We start from the raw sequence: 17,302 nt of genomic DNA, 5'->3' as shown, positions 1-17,302 counted from the left end.
GCTCCTTCGCTGTCCGTAACGGACTCATGCACCAGTAGAGCAAGGTCTCGAAATGATCGGCTGTTCCAGTTTGATACAGGCCCGAGTATGAAGCGGGAGAGGCGGTCGTCGCTCTCCTCTCCCGCCAAGCTGGTTTGGCTTTGCTCAGCCGATCTCGTCCGTTCGCACCGTTCGCCCTAGCCGCGCGGACTGATGCGCTGCCTCGGCAAGAACTTGCGCGGCGCGCCCGTCCTCGAAGTTCGGGCTTGATGACGCACCGTGGTGCACCAACTCCACGAACGCATCGAGTTCGTTCGCGTAGGCGCTCGCGTACCGATCGAGAAACTGTTCGATGTAGGGTCCTCTGGCTGCCGCGTGCGCCGAGTTTGACGCCGTAACGTGGCTCGCCGGAACATTCTCGACGTTCAACAGTCCGCCACCCCCGAAGGCCTCCACGCGCTGATCGTAGCCGTAGGCGCTGTGCCGAGAGTTCGTGATAGTCACGATGGCTCCCGAACGCGCTTTCAGCGTCACGACCACAGTGTCAAAATCATCGTGCTCGCGCGCTCCGGAATCGAAGAGCGTCGATCCGACGGCCGTCACCTCTTCAATCTCACCCGCGAAAAAGCGCGCGAGATCGAAGTCGTGGATCGTCATATCGCGGAAGATGCCGCCTGATACTCCGATGTAGGCCGCAGGTGGGGGCCCCGGATCACGGCTCGTGAGCGAAAGTTGCTCGAGTGCGCCGATTTCACCAGACGCGACCCGGCGTTGCACTTCAGCAATGGCCGGATCGAATCGTTGATTGAAGCCGATCGCCACCGGGCTCGACGCACTGCGCACCCGCGGCCGCAGCGCATCGATGCGGCCCATGTCGAGATCGATCGGCTTCTCAGAAAGGACAGGGACGCCCCGCTCAATGCACGCCGTGATGAGTTCAATGTGGGTCGGCGTGGGTGACGCAATCACCACCGCGTCGATTCTGCCGGGATCGATCGCCGCGAGCGGGTCGCTGACGGTGGTTCCGCCAAATCGAACAGCGACGTCGTCTGCGCTCGCGAGTACCGGGTCAGCAACGACGACGAGTTCGGTCTGGGGGCTCGCCGCGATGTTCGCCGCGTGAACACGGCCAATACGTCCAGTGCCGATGAGTCCGAAACGTAACAGGTCTGCAGTCATTGCACGCTCCTCACGCATTGCCGTGGCCCCACATGGTCGAGTGCGATCATCGACCGACCCCCTCTGCGAAACGGAACAGCTTCTTGTTGGCGAACTCCAGCAAACCTGCCTGGCCCATCTCTCGCCCGTATCCCGACTTCTTCACGCCACCGAATGGCACATCGGCGCCGCTGAGGCCCGCGGCTCCGATGAAGACCATGCCGACGTCGAGCTGGGATCCGACCCGCTCCGCACGCTCGAGGTCGTCGCAGATAATCACCGAGCCGAGGCCAAAGGGTGATGAATTGGCGAGATCGATGGCTTCGGCATCGCTGCTCACGCGGTACAGCTGCGCGACCGGACCGAAGAGTTCTTGGCTGTACACATCCATCGCCGGGGTGATGCCGGTGAGGATGGTCGGGGTGAAGACGTTGCCCTCCGGATCACCATCACCGATGAGAATCTTGGCTCCCTGGTCGACAGCGCCGTTCACGAGGTCGGCGAGTTCACGAGTTGCTGCGGTCGAGGAGAGCGGCCCGAAGTCGCCCGCCGAATGCGACTGAGCGCCGAGCGCGCGCGCGAACTTCTCGGAGAACTCGTCGAAGTACTGATCGAGCACCACGATGCGCTTGGACCCGGTGCAGCTCTGACCGCTGTTGTCCATGCGCCCGCGCACGGCATGCTCCACAGCGTGGTCGAGGTCATCGGTGTCGAGCACCAAGAACACGTCGGCACCGCCGAGCTCGAGCACGCACTTCTTGAGGTGCTTACCGGCCTGGGCGGCAACGGCAGCGCCGGCTCGCTCTGAACCGGTGAGCGAGACGCCCTGCACTCGATCGTCCGCGATGATGTCGGCGATCTGGTCGTGCGTGGCGAAGAGATTGACATAGGCACCCTCCGGGAACCCGGCGTCACGGAAGATGCGCTCGAGTGCCAGCGCGGATTCGGGGCATTGTGAGGCGTGCCGCAGCAGCACCGTGTTGCCGAGAATGAGGTTCGGCACGGCGAAACGCACGACCTGGTAGACGGGGAAGTTCCACGGCATCACGCCGAGCAGTACGCCGATGCCTTGATAGCGCACGAACGTGCGCAGCCCGTCGTCGACCGACAACACGTCGTCGGCGAGCCACTCCGCGGCTTTGCGCGCGTAGGCCGACGTGATCGAACCCGAAAACTTGGTCTCTCCGATGCCCTGCGCGATCGGCTTTCCCATTTCACGGTTGATGATCGCGGCAAACTCCTCCGCGCGCTCCTCGAATAGCTCTGCGAGTCGCGCCGCAGCAGCCGTGCGTTCTTCGAGCGTGGTGGTGCGCGCCCAGTCGCGGTAAGCGTGGTCGGCCGCGGAGATGCCCGCCTCGACCTCGGCGTCCGTCGCCGCCGGATACTCCGCCAGCGTCTCACCGGTTGCAGGATTGATGACCGCGAATGCGCCCATAATGTCTCTCTTTCGTCGTTGAATATCTGGTGAGCGCCGTGCGGCGCCTGATGCAGGAGACGGGCGGGATCCCGAAGAGATCCCGCCCGTCTGGCCCACGCCTACTGCTGACTTAGCGCTCGCTCGGAGCGACCGTAGCGCCGTAGTACCTCTGGCGCTCGCGACCCGCGACGTGCTTGGCCACGCCTTCGCGGGTGACCTCGCGCTGCGAGGTGAGCGGAACGCCCACGTCCCAGAACGCACCGTTGCCCGACAGGTAACGGAACTGCTCGACGTTCGCGACGATCACGGCCGGGCCCGAGACCGACTGCGCCTCTTCAAGTGCCGCGGTGAACTCCTCGACCGTGTCGGTCGACCAGGCCGCAGCCCCCATGCTCGCCGCATTCGCAGCGATGTCGACGTCGACGATCGGACCGTCGAGACGACCGGAAATCGGATTACGCTCGCGCAGCTGCGTGCCGAATTCCTGCCCGCCGCCCTTCGCCGCCTGCAGCGGCCAGATGCACTGGTGCCCACGGTTGTCGATGACGATCACAATGATCTTCTGGTTCTCCTGCACCGCGGTGACGAGCTCCGTCGGCTGCATGAAGTAGGTGCCGTCGCCGATCAGCACGTATACCTCACCGTCGGTGTTCTGCTGCGCGAGGCGGTAGCCGAGGCCCGCAGGAATCTCATGACCCATGCAGGAGTTCGCGTACTCGAAATGGATCTCCGCACCATTGGACGGGTCCCAGGCCTTGTGAATTCCTTCGACGACGCCGCCCGAGCCGAGCACGAGTGCATCCTGTGCCGTGATGCGCTGGTTGAGCACCTCGATGACCTGCGCCTGGCTCATCTTCTCGTCCGGGAAGTCCTGCAGGTCGTGCTCGCGCACCTTGCGCGTCTCCTCCTGCGCCGCAGCGATCTCGTCCGCGTAGCTGTCGATCGTCGCGAAACCTGCCTCTGCCAGCCGCTCTTGCAGCGACAGCAGCGAACGCTTGGCATCGCCGATGACCGGGAACGAGCCCATCTTGTGCGCGTCGAACGCACCGACGTTCAGGTTGACGATCTGCACATCGGGGTGACGGAAAATCGAGTGCGACGCCGTGATGAAGTCTTGCAGACGGGTACCCACGGTGATGACGCAATCGGCCTCGCCCGCAATCTGGTTGCTGCCGACGGTGCCCGTCACACCGAGACCGCCCAGGCCGAGCGCGCCGACCGGGCCCGCGCCCTTGCCGGCGTACGTCTCGACGACGGGGATGCCGAAGCGATCACTGAACTCGGCCAGCGCTTCCTGCGCGTTCGAGTAGCGCACGCCGCCACCGGCGACGATGATGGGACGCTGCGATGCGGCGATGATCTCCGCAGCACCCGCCAGCTCCTCCTCCACGGCGGAACGACGGCGAATGTGCCACACGCGCGGGGTGAAGAACGCCTCGGGGAAGTCGAATTCAGCCCCCTGCACGTCCTGCGGCAGGCAGACGACAACCGCGCCGGTATCAACCGGGTCGGTGAGCACGCGCATGGCTTCGGGCAGCGTGGAGAGCAGCTGACCCGGGTGTGTGATGCGGTCGAAGTACCGGCTGACCGGGCGGAAGCAATCGTTCGCCGAAACGTCGCGCTCGATCGGGTGCTCGATCTGCTGCAGCACCGGGTCGCCGAAGCGGTTGTTGATGATGTCGGCGGGGAAGAGCAGTACCGGCAGACGGTTCGTCGTTGCTGTGGCTGCACCACTCACCATGTTCGTGGAACCCGGACCGGCCGACGCGGTGCACGCAAGCGTTGCCGCCCGATTCGAGGCCTTGGCGAAACCGATGGCGGCGTGCACCATGTTCTGCTCATTCTTGCCCGGATAGTGGGGGAAGTCGACGCCGTACTCGTCGATACCCTGCGCAAGACCCACGGAGTTGCCGTGGCCGAAGATGCCGTACATCCCGGGAATCAAGCGCCGGCGCTCACCGTCGAGTTCGCTGTACTGCACCTGGAGGTATTCGATGATCGCCTGGGCGACGGTGCGACGCCGCACGGGCGCCTTCGGGTCACCAATACCTGCAACGGCAGCGGCCGTGCTGCTCATGGGTTCTCCTCAAAGTTCGAAGCGGGTCGGCGACCGCGGCCGCCGTGTACCGGTTCAGACTCCCACTGGGCCGTCGGTCGGAAGTGTCCCACTTTGACACTGGCCCGATGACTACGTGCGAATCACGACGTGCAGCGGCTCCTCTCCGGCGCGCAGGCGCGAGACCTGCGATTCGACGAGGGCGACCATCCGCGGCCCCATGGCACGACTGCCGGCCGCAGCGTGCGGAGTGATCGCCACCCCCGGCGCGCTCCAGAGCGGGTGGTTTGCCGGCAGCGGTTCGGGATCCGTCACGTCGAGTGCGAATCGGAGTCGGCCGATCTCACCGACGAGGTCGGCGGTCACGGCAACGGGCCCGCGTGAGACATTCACCAGCAGCGCATCGTCGCACATGCGCGCAAGAAAATCACGATCCACCATTCCGAGCGTGCGCTGATTCAGGGGCACCGCGAGCACGACCACATCAGCGGTCGGTAATGCCTCGAGGAGGTCGGAGCCCGAACCCACCCGTCGGCCATCGTCGGCGATGTATCGACGTGAAGTGAACACCGAAAGCCGAGGCCCGAACGGTTCGAGTCTGCGCACGATTTCGCGACCGACCCCGCCGTATCCCACGACGAATACCTCGCGGTCGGCGAGACCTGGCACGAATCGGTCTTCGGTTTCCCAGTGGCCACGCAGTTGATCCCGGAACATCCGGTGCATCTCTCGCTGCGCCATGAGCACGTGGGTGAGCGCGAGTTCGGCCGTAGCCGTCTCGTGCACCCCGACACCATTTGCGAAGGTCACGCCTGCCGGCAGCAAGTCCGCGATACCGTCGAAGCCGAGTGCCGGGCTCTGCACCAGACGGCTCGACACCTGCGTGAGGGCGTGGATCGGTCGCATCGACGAGAGATACGGCAGCACCACGACGTCAATATGGGTCTCGGGTGGTGGCGTCGAGAAATTCCACTCCACGTAGCGAACCTCAGGAAAACTCCTGATCCGCTGGCGCAACTCTGCGTCTGGCAAACTCACCACCAGTGGCTGTGATTCGGGCATCTCGGGCTCCAGATCTCGAGGTGTGAAGTGGTGCAGGATCACTCAATCGCGCACCGCGGGCACCGTGACGGAGCACGGCAGAGCTCGATGCTACTCATCCGCAGATGCGGTTTGTGAGGCCGCCGTTGCGGTTGTCACTTCTGCCCAACACCCCCGAAAGGGGTTCATACGTTTGTCCAATGAATCCCGTCGCGGAGCGCTGTTACTGTCGGCCGAGCACTCAGCTGCACAGCTCGCGATCCGAGCGCTCATTCAACGACGAATCACAGGTACCCATGCACACTGCAACTTCTGCTCCCCCGGCCACCGCACGCACCTCGTTGGCCAGAGTCGTCGCTTCGAGCACCGTCGGCGCGGTGCTCGAGTGGTTCGATTTCTTCATCTTCGCCTCCTTATCAGGTCTCATTCTCGGCAGACTCTTCTTTGAGCCGGGCGACCCCGTCTCAGAGGTGCTGCTTGGGTTCAGCACCCTCGCCGTCGGTTACTTCGCGCGGCCCGTGGGCGGCATCATCTTCGGCCACTTCGGAGATCGCATCGGACGCAAGCGCATGCTGGTCGTCACGGTCTGGTTGATGGGTGGCAGCACCGTGCTGCTCGGATTGCTCCCCACGTTCGCCGTACTCGGCGGGTGGGCGACTGCGATGCTCGTGTTGCTGCGCCTCGTGCAGGGCATTGCCGTCGGCGGCGAGTTCGCCGGTGCTGCGACGCTCATCATCGAACACGCGGCAGAGACGCGACACCGCGCCTTCCTGTCGACGATCGCGAACGTGGGTGCCTCGTTCGGGTTCCTCATGTCGTCGGCGCTGCTCGCGATTCTGCTCGGCACGCTCACTCCAGCGCAATTTGAGGCCTGGGGCTGGCGCATTCCGTTCCTAGTCAGCGCAGTCCTCCTGATCGTGGGAGCCTACATCCGCACGAAGATCGCCGACACTCCCGCCTTTCTTGAGATGCAGGCAGCGCGCCGAGCTCAACCCGCCAAGCGAGAACGACTGCCGATCACCGAACTCTTCGCGCAGCATGGACGTGCAGTCTTCTGCGGCATCGCCATTTGCCTCTCGCTCGTCTACTACCAGCTCTCGCTCGTATTTGTGACTCCCTACGCCACCACGCATCTCGGGCTCAACGCCAGCATGGTGCTCTGGTCTATCACGATCGCGCAGGTGCTCTACATCGTGGTGTCGTTGACCTGGGCGGCAATCTCCGACCGCTTCGGCCGGAAGCCCGTGCTGGCGATTGGATTCATTGGCTGCCTGCTCTGGCTTCCCGTGTACTTTACCCTGCTCACACCGAGTTCCGGGCTCGGCACGATCGTGCTCGCGGTTGGCGGCCAGTTGTTCTTCGTCGGCGCGACCTATGGTCCGCTCTCCGCCTACCTCGCCGAGCTCTTTCCTGCGAAGGTGCGCTACACAGGGATGTCGATCGGGTTCCAGGGCGCTTCCGCCTTCGCCGGGCTCACCCCGCTGATCTCGTTCGCACTCCTCAGTGCCACCGGCACCTGGCTCAGCGTGCTCTGGCTCGGCGTCGCCGCCTCGGTCATCGGCATCACGGGCGTCATACTGTCGCGCGAGACCGCGCACGGCGCACTGCAGAACTGATCATGCGGCGTCCCCTGCGCATCACAGAACGCGCAGGGGACGCCGCATGCTATTCGTCGTCGTCGCGAGCGACGAGGGCGTGGGCCTCGACCGCGAGCCACAGCTCGAATGACTCGCGCATGTTCTTCAGACTCTTGCCGGTCAATTGCTCGATGCGATTCAGTCGGTACCGCAGCGTGTGCTCGTGTACGAAGAGTGCCCCCGCAGTCGCGCGCATGCGCCCGTGCTGCCGGAAGTACACCGCGAGCGTATGAAAGAGTTCCGATCCCTGTGCAACATCGTGTTCGAGCACGGGGCGCAGCGTGTCCTCGGCAAGTCGCTCCATGGTGCGCGCATCAGGATTCAGCCAGCGTGCAAGACCGAGTTGGCGCTCGGTAAAAATGACTTCCGGAGCGTCGATCTCGACAGCGAGGCTCAACGACCACCGAGCCTGTCTCAGCAATCGCGGAATCTCTGACACGGTTGCACTTGTCGGACTGGCTCCGATGGAAACACCCAGTGCGGATCCGAGTTCGGAAAGCTGCTCGTCGCTGCACTGGAGCATTCCGATGAGCTGCTCCTGCCACAGGATGGCATGTGGGATCCGGCGATCCGCAAGCCAATCCCGCGCGCGAGTCTCGGGCAGCGCGTGAGCGATACGGCCGAATGCAACGACGCGGAAAGGCGTGTCGCGTACCAGCCCGGCATCTTGCAGTCGTCGTTCAACTTCGGCATGGGGCGCACCTGGTTCCATGGCCCGCAACAGCGCCGAACCGCCCTTGCGGTGCTCGGCTTCTCGCCTGCGCTGATCCTCAATGGCATCGAGCGCAGCCAGGGTACTCACGTGCTGCAGGGCCGCGAGGCCCTCGGGTGACACCTCGTCGTGCTCGATGCCCACTAGATACGCGGTCACCCGGTCGCCCACGAACAGCGGAACGAGATACCCGCCCGGCACCACCCGCAAGTCGGTCGCTTGGAGTGCGTCTCCCCAGTCAACATCCGGCACCCATGCCCAGTCTTCGAGCAGCGCCTGACCCGAGGGCGAGATCAGTGCCAGGCGGTACCCGGAGATCTGCTCCAACTGGCGGTAGATACCCGGTACGTCGCTGTCGATCGCGTTGCGCAATCGGAGCGTCTCGAAGATGCGGAGGTGCCTGGCCAGGCGATCCCGCGCCGACCGCTCGCTCGCATTGGCCACCAGGTACGACAGTTCGATGAACGGCACCTGGCGAGGAATCTTCATCACGGGGAAGCCGAGTTCGTCGGCGACCGCGAGCATCTCGGGAGTGAGCTCCGGTGCGCGCACGCTGACAGCGACGCCGGCGAGCCTATGCTGGGCAAGACGCCGCACGTATTCCGTCTGGCCCGGGCCGTCCTCCGGGATCCCGAAGCCGTTGACGATGAGCAGTTCGCCACCCTCGAGCCATGGACCGGGGTCTTCGAGCTCAGAGGTATGGGTCCACTGCACCCGCCGTTCGAGGCCTGCTGCCCCCGCGGCGAGTTCGAGGCCGAGATGCGGCATGGCGACCAGTTCGGCGACGGTGAGCTGCCCGCGTGCCACGCGGGTCTGGGTCATCTGCTGGGGCATCTCGGTGCTCTCATCCTTGAGAGACCAGAACGCCCCGGTCGGTGCCGGGGCGTTCTGGTCGGGTATTAATCGAATCGATACGGCTCATGCGGGCCGACCGACGGCAGCGGCCTCGGTCGCTCGCAAGTGCTCGCGATGTCAATGTGGCGACCCTCCTGCGACGACTGCTCAAAGGCGAGCAGCACCTCGAGCACGTGATACGCGAAGGCTCCACCCGTGCGCGGCTCGATGCCGGCCCGAATCGCGTGGCCAAACTCGGCGAGGCCGATCCCGCGATATGCGTCATCACGGTGCGTCAGGGCGGTCTCACGCCAATCGCCACCACCCGGAGGCGTCATATCGAGCGCCAGGTCGCGCGGCTCGCCCCGACGCAGCACGGGGGCTCCATCGAAGTGATCAGGATTCGGAGCAGCGATCGAACCGGCGGTGCCGTAGATCTCGAAGTGCGGAAGATTGTGGTTCCATACGTCCCAGCTCACGACGACCGTCGCCACGGCGCCCGACTCGAAGTCGATCGACCCTGAGATGTGCGTCGGCGTCTGAATCGGGATCTCCCCCTCGTACCCGCCGGATCCGTCAGGGCGGGGTCGGGTCTCAGAAGACTTCGCCGCCGAGGCCGACACACGGCGCACCGGTCCGAAGATGTTGACGAGATTGGTGATCAGGTAGGGCCCGATGTCGAGCATCGGGCCGGCACCCGGGCTGTAGAAGGGATCCACGTTGGGATGCCAGTGCTCGTAGCCGCGGTTCACGAACGAGCCGAATGCGGCGACCGGCTCACCGATCCACCCGTCATCGATCAACTTGCGGCTGGTCTGCGCTCCCGAACCCAGGAAAGTGGTGGGAGCGGAACCGGCGTAGACACCGGCCGCTTTCGCGGCGTCGAGGATCTGCTGCGCCTCTTCGAGCGAGGTGGCAAAGGGCTTCTCCGACAGTACGTGCTTGCCCGCTGCAATCGCCTGTAGGCTGACCGGCGCGTGGAGCTTCGGCGGGGTGAGGTTGAGCACGAGCTCAATCTCGGGATCCGCGAGCAACTCGTCGGGGCTCAGCGCCTTGCGCACGCCGTACTCCTCAGCGCGCGCGGTAACTGCCGCCTCGTTCACGTCGGCCAGCGCCACGATGTCTACGTCGGGATGCACGCCGATCTTGTCGAGGTACTGGTTCAGAACGTTTCCGACGCCGATGATGCCGACTCGAATGGGTTCCATGATTCTTCTCCGTCAATCACATTTCTCGATGAGCCGCGCGTTCGCGGCGGCTTCGGGGGCGGACGGCGCACTGATCACCGCCCTGAGAAACGAACGGGCGAACCGTAGCGGTTCGCCCGTTCAGTGTTTCTACATTCTCAGAATGAGCGAGGTGGAACGTGTCCCATTGTGAGACACTCGCTTAGCGAGCCGCAAGAAGATCGCGTCGCTGAGCAGTCGTCGCCTCTGCGTCAATGGCGCCTCCTGCGATAACCACACCGTAGATGTCACGCGCCGTCTCGAGGGTCACACGCAGATCCTCGACGTCGGTCAGCACGGCCTCGGGCTCGCGCTCCAGCGGGTCACCGTATCCGCCACCGCCCGGGGTGATCGAGACGACCTTTTCCCCGCGACGCAGGTCGTAGCGACCGACGATCGGGATCTCCTTGCGCTCCCCCGAGGCAGCATCAATGACCCATGCCTCTGGCTCAGTGCCGCCGTGACCGCCACGCACGCCCTGGGGCGGGTTCAGCTTGCCCTCGATGCCATAGGTGAGCGTCACCTCCTCATCACGGGCCTCCATCACGACGCGCGTTGCGAGGCCGCCGCGCTGGCGCCCAGCGCCGCCGGTATCGGCGACGAGCGTGCGCTCGTGCACCAGGATCGGGTAGCGCTGCTCATCGACTTCGACGCTGTCGTGGTACAGCAGGGCACCGCACACCGGGCGCTGGTAGGTGGGCCACCCGTCGACGAACGGGGTCGCCGGGCCGCCGACGCCGCCGACGAGAATCTGGTTCACGTACGCGTTCCCGTTGCGCTCATCGATGCCCGAGATCACCGACTTCGCAGGAGCCTGTCCGGCAGCTCCCTCGGCGGCACCGTAGCCATCGTCGATCTGCGCGAACGCCGCCTGCACGAGGTTAACAACGCGGTCGGCGAGGTTGGTCGTTCCCGATGAGCACGAGAACGGATGCTTCGGCACCCCGACGACGCAGCCGTCGCGCAGCTGCACCTCGATGCGTCGGAACGTTCCGGCGTTGCTCGGCAGGTTCTCGGGCAGGCCCGAGAGAATACCCGCGAGCGCCGCGCCCGTCGCCGTCGCGCGGGTGAGGTTGAGACCGTTCGGGAGGTTGTCGGGGTTGTCGCGCAGATCGATCGAAATGCGCCCTTCCTCCGGGCGCACCGCGATGGTCGCCTGCAGCGGCACCCCGTCGGGGCCGGTACCCGGGAAGGGATCGTGAGCGGTGGATCCGTGAAGCTCTACCGCAGGCAGCGTCTCGATCGTGGACTGGGCAAGGCGCTCCGAGTAGTTGAACCACGCGTCGACGAAGTCGACGAGATCATCGGCACCGAACTTCTCAGCGAGTTCCTGGATGCGACGCTCGGCGATACGCGATGCACCGACCGAGGCGAGGTAGTCGCCGTACCACTGATCGGGCACGCGGATACGCGCACGGCACATACGCACGATGTCGTCAATATCCGTGTAGTCACGCTGCACCCGGACGCACGGGAAAATGAGCGCGCCCTCTTCATAGACATCGCGAGCGGTCGCGAAGAAGGTCGTCGGCAGCGAGTCGCCGCAGTCGGCCTGGTGCGCCTTCGTCACTGCGGTGAACAGATGGCGACCCTCGATGAAAATCGGCACCAGGATGCAGTGGTCGGCCGCGTGGGAGTTGCCGCGGTAGGGGTCGTTGTGCAGGAATGCATCGCCCTCACGAATGTCGTCGTGGAGCTCCACCATGTCTTCGCCCAACGGGCCGGCACCGAACACGTGCACCGGCACGCCCTCCGCTGCGGCAAGCAGTTGGTTGTCTGCGGTGAGCACCGCGCACGAGAAGTCGCGCGCCGTGTTGATCACCGATGAGCGTGCGGAGCGAAGCAGTCCACTCGTCATTTCGCGGACGATGCCGTCGAAAGCGTTGGCGAGGACGGAGAGCTTCACCGGGTCGAATTCGCGTGTCATGTCACGCCTCCTTGCGGGTGAGGTAGATGTTGGATCGGTCGTCGAGCTGAGCGTCCCACTCCGGCGGAACCACGATGGTGGTCGTCGGCTGGTCGATGACCGCAGGGCCGGCGATGCGATCGCCGGGGCTCAGAGTGACGCCGCGGTAACGCGCCGTCGCGAAAGGCTTGCCACCGAACACAATGTCGTCAGTGCGATGCACTTCAGGCGTCGAGTCGTTCGACCCGGCAAGAGCGACGAGCTCGGGTCGCGGAATCTCAACGCGTACGCCCCAGGTGATGATCTCAACGCGGCTGTCCGGATCATGGGTGCCGTTGCGACGATCGTGCTCGACGTGGAATGCCTGCTCGACGATCTCGGCTGCCGACTCAGGTGATGGCGATTCGTCGAGGATCACGCGGAGATCCCACGCCTGGCCCGGGTACCGAGCATCGACGAAGTAGGAAATCACCGCGTCGGTGCCGCTGAATCGCTCGGCGAAGACCGCAGCCTTGCCCGAGAGGTCGCGCAGCGCCGTGGCCGCTGAACTCACGTTGAACGCGCGGGTGTCGTTGTGCAGCGGCGAGAGGAACTCGGTCGCGATGGGTGCGCGATGCGCACCGTATGCAGCAAGCACGCCCGCCGTTGCAGGAATCAACACGGTGTCGGCTTCGAGCAGCGCACCGATCGCAGCTGCGACCATAGCGCCCGCACCTCCGCCGGCGACGATGAGAGCGCCGCGGGGGTCGACGCCCTGCTCAAGCGAGGACTGACGGATCGCAGTCGCCATGTGGTTCGCAGATACGTCAAGGATCGCCTGAGCCGACTGCAGCGTGTCGCGTCCGAGCGGTCCCGAGATGCGGCTGTCGATGGCACGCGTCGCGGCATCGCGGTCGAGTGTGAAGCCGCCTTCGAAGCCCTGCGCGTCGAGGTATCCGAGAGCGACGCACGCGTCGGTCACCGTCGGCTCCTCGCCCCCGCGGCCGTATGCGGCCGGGCCGGGCGTGCTGCGCGCGCTCTGGGGACCGACGCGCAGCAGGCCGCCGCCGTCGATCCAAGCGATGCTGCCGCCGCCGGCGCCGATGCTCGTCACTGCGACGGAAGAAAGACCGGTCAGGTGCCCGACGAATGGCTCGCCGAGCCATGCCTCGCGGGTGTGACGCACGATGCCGTTCTCGACGAGCGACACGTCGAAGGTGGTGCCGCCCATATCGCAGACCACGACCGTGTCGCGGTCGGGCGCGGCTGCTGCGCCGACGAGCGGGGCCATCGAGGGGCCCGAGTTGAGCAGGAGCACGGGTCGGTTCAGTACGTCGGCGACGTCGAGCACCGCACCCTCCGAAGTGACGACGAGCAGGTCGCCAGTAAATCCATACTCGACGAGGTCTGCCCGCAGATTGCCGAGGTGATCCGCCATCAATGGCTTCAGGGAAGCATCGATCGCCGCCGCCGAGGTGCGCCGGTACTCACGAATCGTGGGGTTCGCCTCGTTCGAGAGCGTGTAAGGAATGCCGGGCAGTTCTTCCTCGATCAGTTCGCCGACGCGGCGCTCGTGCGCATCGTTGATGATCGACCAGAGGAACCCGACCGCAATCGCTTCGGTGCCATCTGTGGCGAGCCCGCGCAGCACCTCACGAGTGCGCTCCTCATCCAGGGGTACGAGCACCTCGCCCTCGGCCGAGAGACGCTCCGTGATCTCGAAGGTCTGGTTGCGCGGAATGTACGCTGGCGGGTACGCGGCCTTCGAGTCGAAGGCTTCACGACGGCCGCCCTCGCGGAGCAGCAGGGTGTCGGCGAACCCCGTGGTCGTCAGCAGCGCGGTCTTCGCGACCTTGCCGGTGAGCACGGCGTTCGTGGCGTGCGTCGTACCGTAGACGATGACATCCGCGTTGCGCAGCACCGCGTCGCCGTCCCAACCGACCGATTCGGCGGCGCGGCGCACCGACGCCTCGAATCCGGTGAAGACGCGGTCGTAGGTGGTGAGGGCCTTACCGACGGCCATGCCCCCGGTGCTGGAGCCGACGACGACGTCGGTGAACGTGCCGCCCGTATCGACTGCGATGCGGTACCGCGCCTCGTCGGCGCCCGTGAGATCTTGACTCATGATGTGTGTCTTTCGTGAATAGTGCGGGGTGAAGTGTGATCGTGGTGCAGATCAGATCGAAGCGACTTGGTTGCGCAGCGTGCCCACGCGCTCGATCTCGATCTCGACGGTGTCGCCTGGAGCGATCCACACCGGTGGGGTGCGCTTCGCCCCGATGCCCTGCGGGGTACCGGTGGCGATCACGTCGCCGGGTTCAAGGGTCAGGAAGTTGGAGAGGTAGGCGATGATCGTGGCGATCGGGAAGATCTGATGCCGTGTGTTCGAGCGCTGCATCTCCACATCGTTGACTCGGGTGACGAGATCGAGGGTTTGCGGGTCGCCGACCTCGTCGAGCGTGACGAGCGCGGGGCCCCACGGCGTCGAACCGTCGACCGCTTTGCCCGCAGTCCACTGGGTGCCGCGGTACTGCAAGTCGCGCGCGGTGACGTCGTTCAGAGGCGCGAGGCCCGCAACATAGTCGAGCGCTTCGGCTTCGCTGACCTTCGATGCGCGTCGGCCGATGACCACGGCCACCTCGCCCTCGAAGTCGAGGTTCTCGCTGACCTCGGCACCGCCGATCTCGTCGAACGGACCGATGAGCGTCGACGCGAACTTCGTGAACACGTCGGGGAACTCAGGGAGGGCACGGCCGGTCTCTGCGACGTGATCCTTGTAGTTCAGGCCCACGCACAACACCTTCGCCGGATCAGGCACGGGGCCGACCAGCCCGGCGTCAGTGACCGGGCCGACCAGCGCCCCGATCGCGTTGTCACTGGCGCTGTCGAAAACCTCGCCGAGTTCGGCCAGGCGATCACCGTAGAGCGCCAGGAACTCCTTGACCGAGCTCGGGGCCCCGCGGTCAGCGGCATCAGCATCCGCGAGCAGCCGTTCCAGGTCGTAGACGGCATCGCCGATCTGCACGCCGCCGCGGGTGCCGTAGGGGTGGTTGTACGAAACGAGTTTCATCGCTGTCGCTGCTTTCGAGTCAGGCGCGGTCGGTGCCGGCGGCTACGGAATTGACGGCATCGGCGAGTCGGTCGACGATATCCGCGCCGACGTTCTCGTCCATTTCCGTCGACAATGAGAGGAGGTTCGCCGGCGACCCGAGCAGTCCTCGCTCGTAGGTCGCCCACCAGAGACGGTGCTGCACGTCTTCGGCGACTTTCTCGGCGCCGGCCGGCACTGCGCGGAGCAACGAGCCGCGGCCGCGCACCTCCCAGCCGGAGTCTGCGATGCGCTCGCCCACAGCGGTGCGCACTGCATCACCGAGACGGTTGAGTCGCTGCACCTGCCCCGCGGTGTAGAGGCGCACTGCTGCTGCGCCCGCGGCCATACTGACGGGGTTGCCCGAGAACGTGCCGCCGTGCGGCAGGTTGCCGGCGCGCGTCGGATCGACCTCAGCCATGAGTGCGCCGAGCCCGGCCACAGCACCCACGGGGAATCCTCCGCCGATGAGCTTGCCGGTCGTGAGCAGATCGGGCTCGACGCCGTACTCGCCGCTCAGGCCGCTGTAGCCGAGACGCAGGCTGATGGTCTCATCGATGATGAGCACGATGCCGTGCTTTGTTGCGAGATCGCGTGCAGCTCGAACGAACTCCTCGGTGATGCTGAGCAGGCCGGCGCGGTTCGGCAGTAGATCGAGAATGATCGCCGCGTACGCCTGCGGCGCCGACTCGACCGCCTGCGTCAGAAACTCGATGTCATTCAACGGCACCGCGGTCACATCGTCGATGACGCCCTGAGGCACACCCTTCGTGTACGACGGCCCGCCGGGCACCAACGCGACGTCCGATGTCCCGTGGTAGCCACCCTTGGTCACAATGACCTTGTCGCGACCGGTCGCGGCACGCGCGATTCGCAACGCCGACATCACAGCCTCGGTGCCCGAGTTGGTGAAACGCACCTGGTCGAGCGACGGCAAGCGCTTCAGCAGCAGCTCGGCGAGCTCCCACTCCCAGAGGTTCGGAATGCCCCAGCTTGAACCGGCCGAAAGCGCCTTCGTGGCGGCTTCGGTGATCTCCGGGTGCGCATTGCCGTGGATCAGCGAGGTGAAGTTGTTGTTGGCGTCGATGAGCTCGCGCCCTCGGTCGTCCCACACCCGGAAGCCGACGCCGCGAATCGCGTACGGGCTGGGCTCCCCCGTGAAGTAGGTCGAGCGCCCATAGCCGCCGGGCAGCAGCGGAAAACCGCGCGGGCCGCGACGCAGGTGGGGATCTTCGGCGAGCACTTCGTGCTTGATGCGCTCAGTGGCGGTATTGGTATTCACGTCGTTGTCTCCCGATTCTCAGTTCACAAGGTCGATCAGCGGCTGCCCGGTGAGCGCACGGCGAACGCGGTCGACGGCACCCTCCTGCAGCGCACCCGTTGAGCGATTCGAACGCCAGGCGATATGCGGCGTCAGAATGGTGTTGGGCGCGTTGCGCAACGGGTGCTCGGCGTCGAGCGGCTCCTGCGCGAAGGTGTCGATGCCGGCGCCGGCGATATGGCCGCTGATCAGTGCTTCAGCCAGAGCCGCCTCGTCGACGAGCCCCCCGCGAGATACATTGACGACGACTGCGCCGCGGCGCATTCGTCCGAGAACCTCGCCCGAGATGAGGTTCCAGGTGTCATCGGTCAACGGCAGGTGCAGCGACACCACATCCGAGTTCTCGAGAATGTCGTCGAGCTCGGCGAGCGCGAACTCGCTCTCGGACACGAAGGGGTCGTAGGCGCGCACCTGCGCACCGACTGCGGTGTACATTCGCGCGACGTGGGCACCGATGCGCCCAAGACCGACGACGCCCACCTCCAGCTGCGAGAGCACCGGGGTGTCGTAACCGATGATGCCGCCCCAGGCGAAATCGCGAATCGCGGCATCGCCCGCGGGGAGGCGACGCGCGAGTGCGAGACCCATTGAGAACGCGTGCGATGCGACTTCTTCAGATGCGGTGCCCGGCACGATTGAGACCGGGATGTTCGCTGCGGACGCCGCATCGACGTCGATGTTGTCATACCCGATCCCGTAGCGAATCACTGCCTTGCACTGCTGCATGGTCGGGAAGTCGCTCGCCGTCAACTTGGCGTAGGGCGTAATCATCACGATCTCAGCCCCGGCGAGGCCCTCACGGAACTCATCGACATCGCTTGCGGCGACGAGCTCGTAGTTGAGCTCCTTCGCGAGCGCGTGCTCGCGGTCGAGATCGGGGAAGTGGTGGGGAGCGACCAGGATGGTCCCCTGTCCTTCGCGGTTCATGTGCAGCAATCCTGTTCTCGT

At 65.3% G+C, this 17,302-nt stretch carries 12 protein-coding genes; 1 reads left to right on the top strand and 11 read right to left on the bottom strand.

The window, feature by feature from the left end:
- Nucleotides 1–144: 144 nt before the first annotated feature.
- The 4 genes from iolG to CH42_RS02570 all read right to left on the bottom strand — a co-directional run bounded on the left by iolG (nucleotide 145) and on the right by CH42_RS02570 (nucleotide 5,588).
- A complete protein-coding gene (gene iolG / locus CH42_RS02585) occupies nucleotides 145–1,158 on the bottom strand; it encodes an inositol 2-dehydrogenase (protein ID WP_053351650.1) in 1,014 nt (337 codons plus the stop codon).
- Between the two features lie 46 nt (nucleotides 1,159–1,204).
- Complete coding sequence (locus CH42_RS02580; RefSeq protein ID WP_053351649.1) at nucleotides 1,205–2,572, bottom strand: aldehyde dehydrogenase family protein; 1,368 nt, start codon at nucleotides 2,570–2,572, stop codon at nucleotides 1,205–1,207.
- Nucleotides 2,573–2,684: 112 nt separating this feature from the next.
- Entirely contained in the window at nucleotides 2,685–4,631 is a 1,947-nt protein-coding gene (gene iolD / locus CH42_RS02575; protein WP_053351648.1) for a 3D-(3,5/4)-trihydroxycyclohexane-1,2-dione acylhydrolase (decyclizing), read from the bottom strand.
- Nucleotides 4,632–4,742: 111 nt separating this feature from the next.
- Nucleotides 4,743–5,588, bottom strand: a complete 846-nt coding sequence (locus CH42_RS02570; protein WP_239683924.1) for an NAD(P)-dependent oxidoreductase — start codon at nucleotides 5,586–5,588, stop codon at nucleotides 4,743–4,745.
- A gap of 359 nt (nucleotides 5,589–5,947) precedes the next feature.
- Here CH42_RS02570 and CH42_RS02565 point away from each other — a divergent pair, with 359 nt between their 5' ends.
- Nucleotides 5,948–7,267 (top strand): MFS transporter, encoded by a 1,320-nt coding sequence (locus CH42_RS02565; protein WP_053351646.1) that lies wholly within the window; start codon nucleotides 5,948–5,950, stop codon nucleotides 7,265–7,267.
- 49 nt (nucleotides 7,268–7,316) lie between these two features.
- On the opposite strand, the gene CH42_RS02560 is transcribed toward CH42_RS02565, so the two are convergent.
- The 7 genes from CH42_RS02560 to CH42_RS02530 form a co-directional block, all read right to left on the bottom strand.
- Nucleotides 7,317–8,834, bottom strand: a complete 1,518-nt coding sequence (locus tag CH42_RS02560; RefSeq protein WP_053351645.1) for a PucR family transcriptional regulator — start codon at nucleotides 8,832–8,834, stop codon at nucleotides 7,317–7,319.
- A gap of 65 nt (nucleotides 8,835–8,899) precedes the next feature.
- A complete protein-coding gene (locus CH42_RS02555; RefSeq protein WP_053351644.1) occupies nucleotides 8,900–10,042 on the bottom strand; it encodes a Gfo/Idh/MocA family protein in 1,143 nt (380 codons plus the stop codon).
- Between the two features lie 181 nt (nucleotides 10,043–10,223).
- Nucleotides 10,224–11,987: a hydantoinase B/oxoprolinase family protein gene (locus CH42_RS02550; protein ID WP_053351643.1), complete on the bottom strand. Its 1,764-nt coding sequence runs from the start codon at nucleotides 11,985–11,987 to the stop codon at nucleotides 10,224–10,226.
- 1 nt (nucleotide 11,988) lies between these two features.
- Nucleotides 11,989–14,070: a hydantoinase/oxoprolinase family protein gene (locus CH42_RS02545; protein ID WP_053351642.1), complete on the bottom strand. Its 2,082-nt coding sequence runs from the start codon at nucleotides 14,068–14,070 to the stop codon at nucleotides 11,989–11,991.
- A 51-nt stretch (nucleotides 14,071–14,121) separates the two neighbouring features.
- Entirely contained in the window at nucleotides 14,122–15,015 is an 894-nt protein-coding gene (locus CH42_RS02540; RefSeq protein WP_053351641.1) for a fumarylacetoacetate hydrolase family protein, read from the bottom strand.
- A 19-nt stretch (nucleotides 15,016–15,034) separates the two neighbouring features.
- Nucleotides 15,035–16,315, bottom strand: a complete 1,281-nt coding sequence (locus CH42_RS02535) for an aspartate aminotransferase family protein (RefSeq protein WP_082309249.1) — start codon at nucleotides 16,313–16,315, stop codon at nucleotides 15,035–15,037.
- An 18-nt stretch (nucleotides 16,316–16,333) separates the two neighbouring features.
- Nucleotides 16,334–17,281, bottom strand: a complete 948-nt coding sequence (locus CH42_RS02530; RefSeq protein ID WP_053351640.1) for a C-terminal binding protein — start codon at nucleotides 17,279–17,281, stop codon at nucleotides 16,334–16,336.
- Nucleotides 17,282–17,302 lie beyond the last annotated feature (21 nt).

This window comes from Leucobacter musarum subsp. musarum (assembly GCF_001273845.1).
Lineage (GTDB): Bacteria > Actinomycetota > Actinomycetes > Actinomycetales > Microbacteriaceae > Leucobacter > Leucobacter musarum.
The sequence above is the reverse complement of the archived record's forward strand: the minus strand, read 5'-3'. Positions and strand labels throughout refer to the sequence as shown.

Coding starts and splice junctions, on each gene's coding strand:
- iolG (WP_053351650.1), bottom strand. CDS start 1,158: ATGACTGCAGACCTGTTACGTTTCGGACTCATCGGCACTGGACGTATT.
- CH42_RS02580 (WP_053351649.1), bottom strand. CDS start 2,572: ATGGGCGCATTCGCGGTCATCAATCCTGCAACCGGTGAGACGCTGGCG.
- iolD (WP_053351648.1), bottom strand. CDS start 4,631: ATGAGCAGCACGGCCGCTGCCGTTGCAGGTATTGGTGACCCGAAGGCG.
- CH42_RS02565 (WP_053351646.1), top strand. CDS start 5,948: ATGCACACTGCAACTTCTGCTCCCCCGGCCACCGCACGCACCTCGTTG.
- CH42_RS02560 (WP_053351645.1), bottom strand. CDS start 8,834: ATGCCCCAGCAGATGACCCAGACCCGCGTGGCACGCGGGCAGCTCACC.
- CH42_RS02555 (WP_053351644.1), bottom strand. CDS start 10,042: ATGGAACCCATTCGAGTCGGCATCATCGGCGTCGGAAACGTTCTGAAC.
- CH42_RS02550 (WP_053351643.1), bottom strand. CDS start 11,987: ATGACACGCGAATTCGACCCGGTGAAGCTCTCCGTCCTCGCCAACGCT.
- CH42_RS02545 (WP_053351642.1), bottom strand. CDS start 14,070: ATGAGTCAAGATCTCACGGGCGCCGACGAGGCGCGGTACCGCATCGCA.
- CH42_RS02540 (WP_053351641.1), bottom strand. CDS start 15,015: ATGAAACTCGTTTCGTACAACCACCCCTACGGCACCCGCGGCGGCGTG.
- CH42_RS02530 (WP_053351640.1), bottom strand. CDS start 17,281: ATGAACCGCGAAGGACAGGGGACCATCCTGGTCGCTCCCCACCACTTC.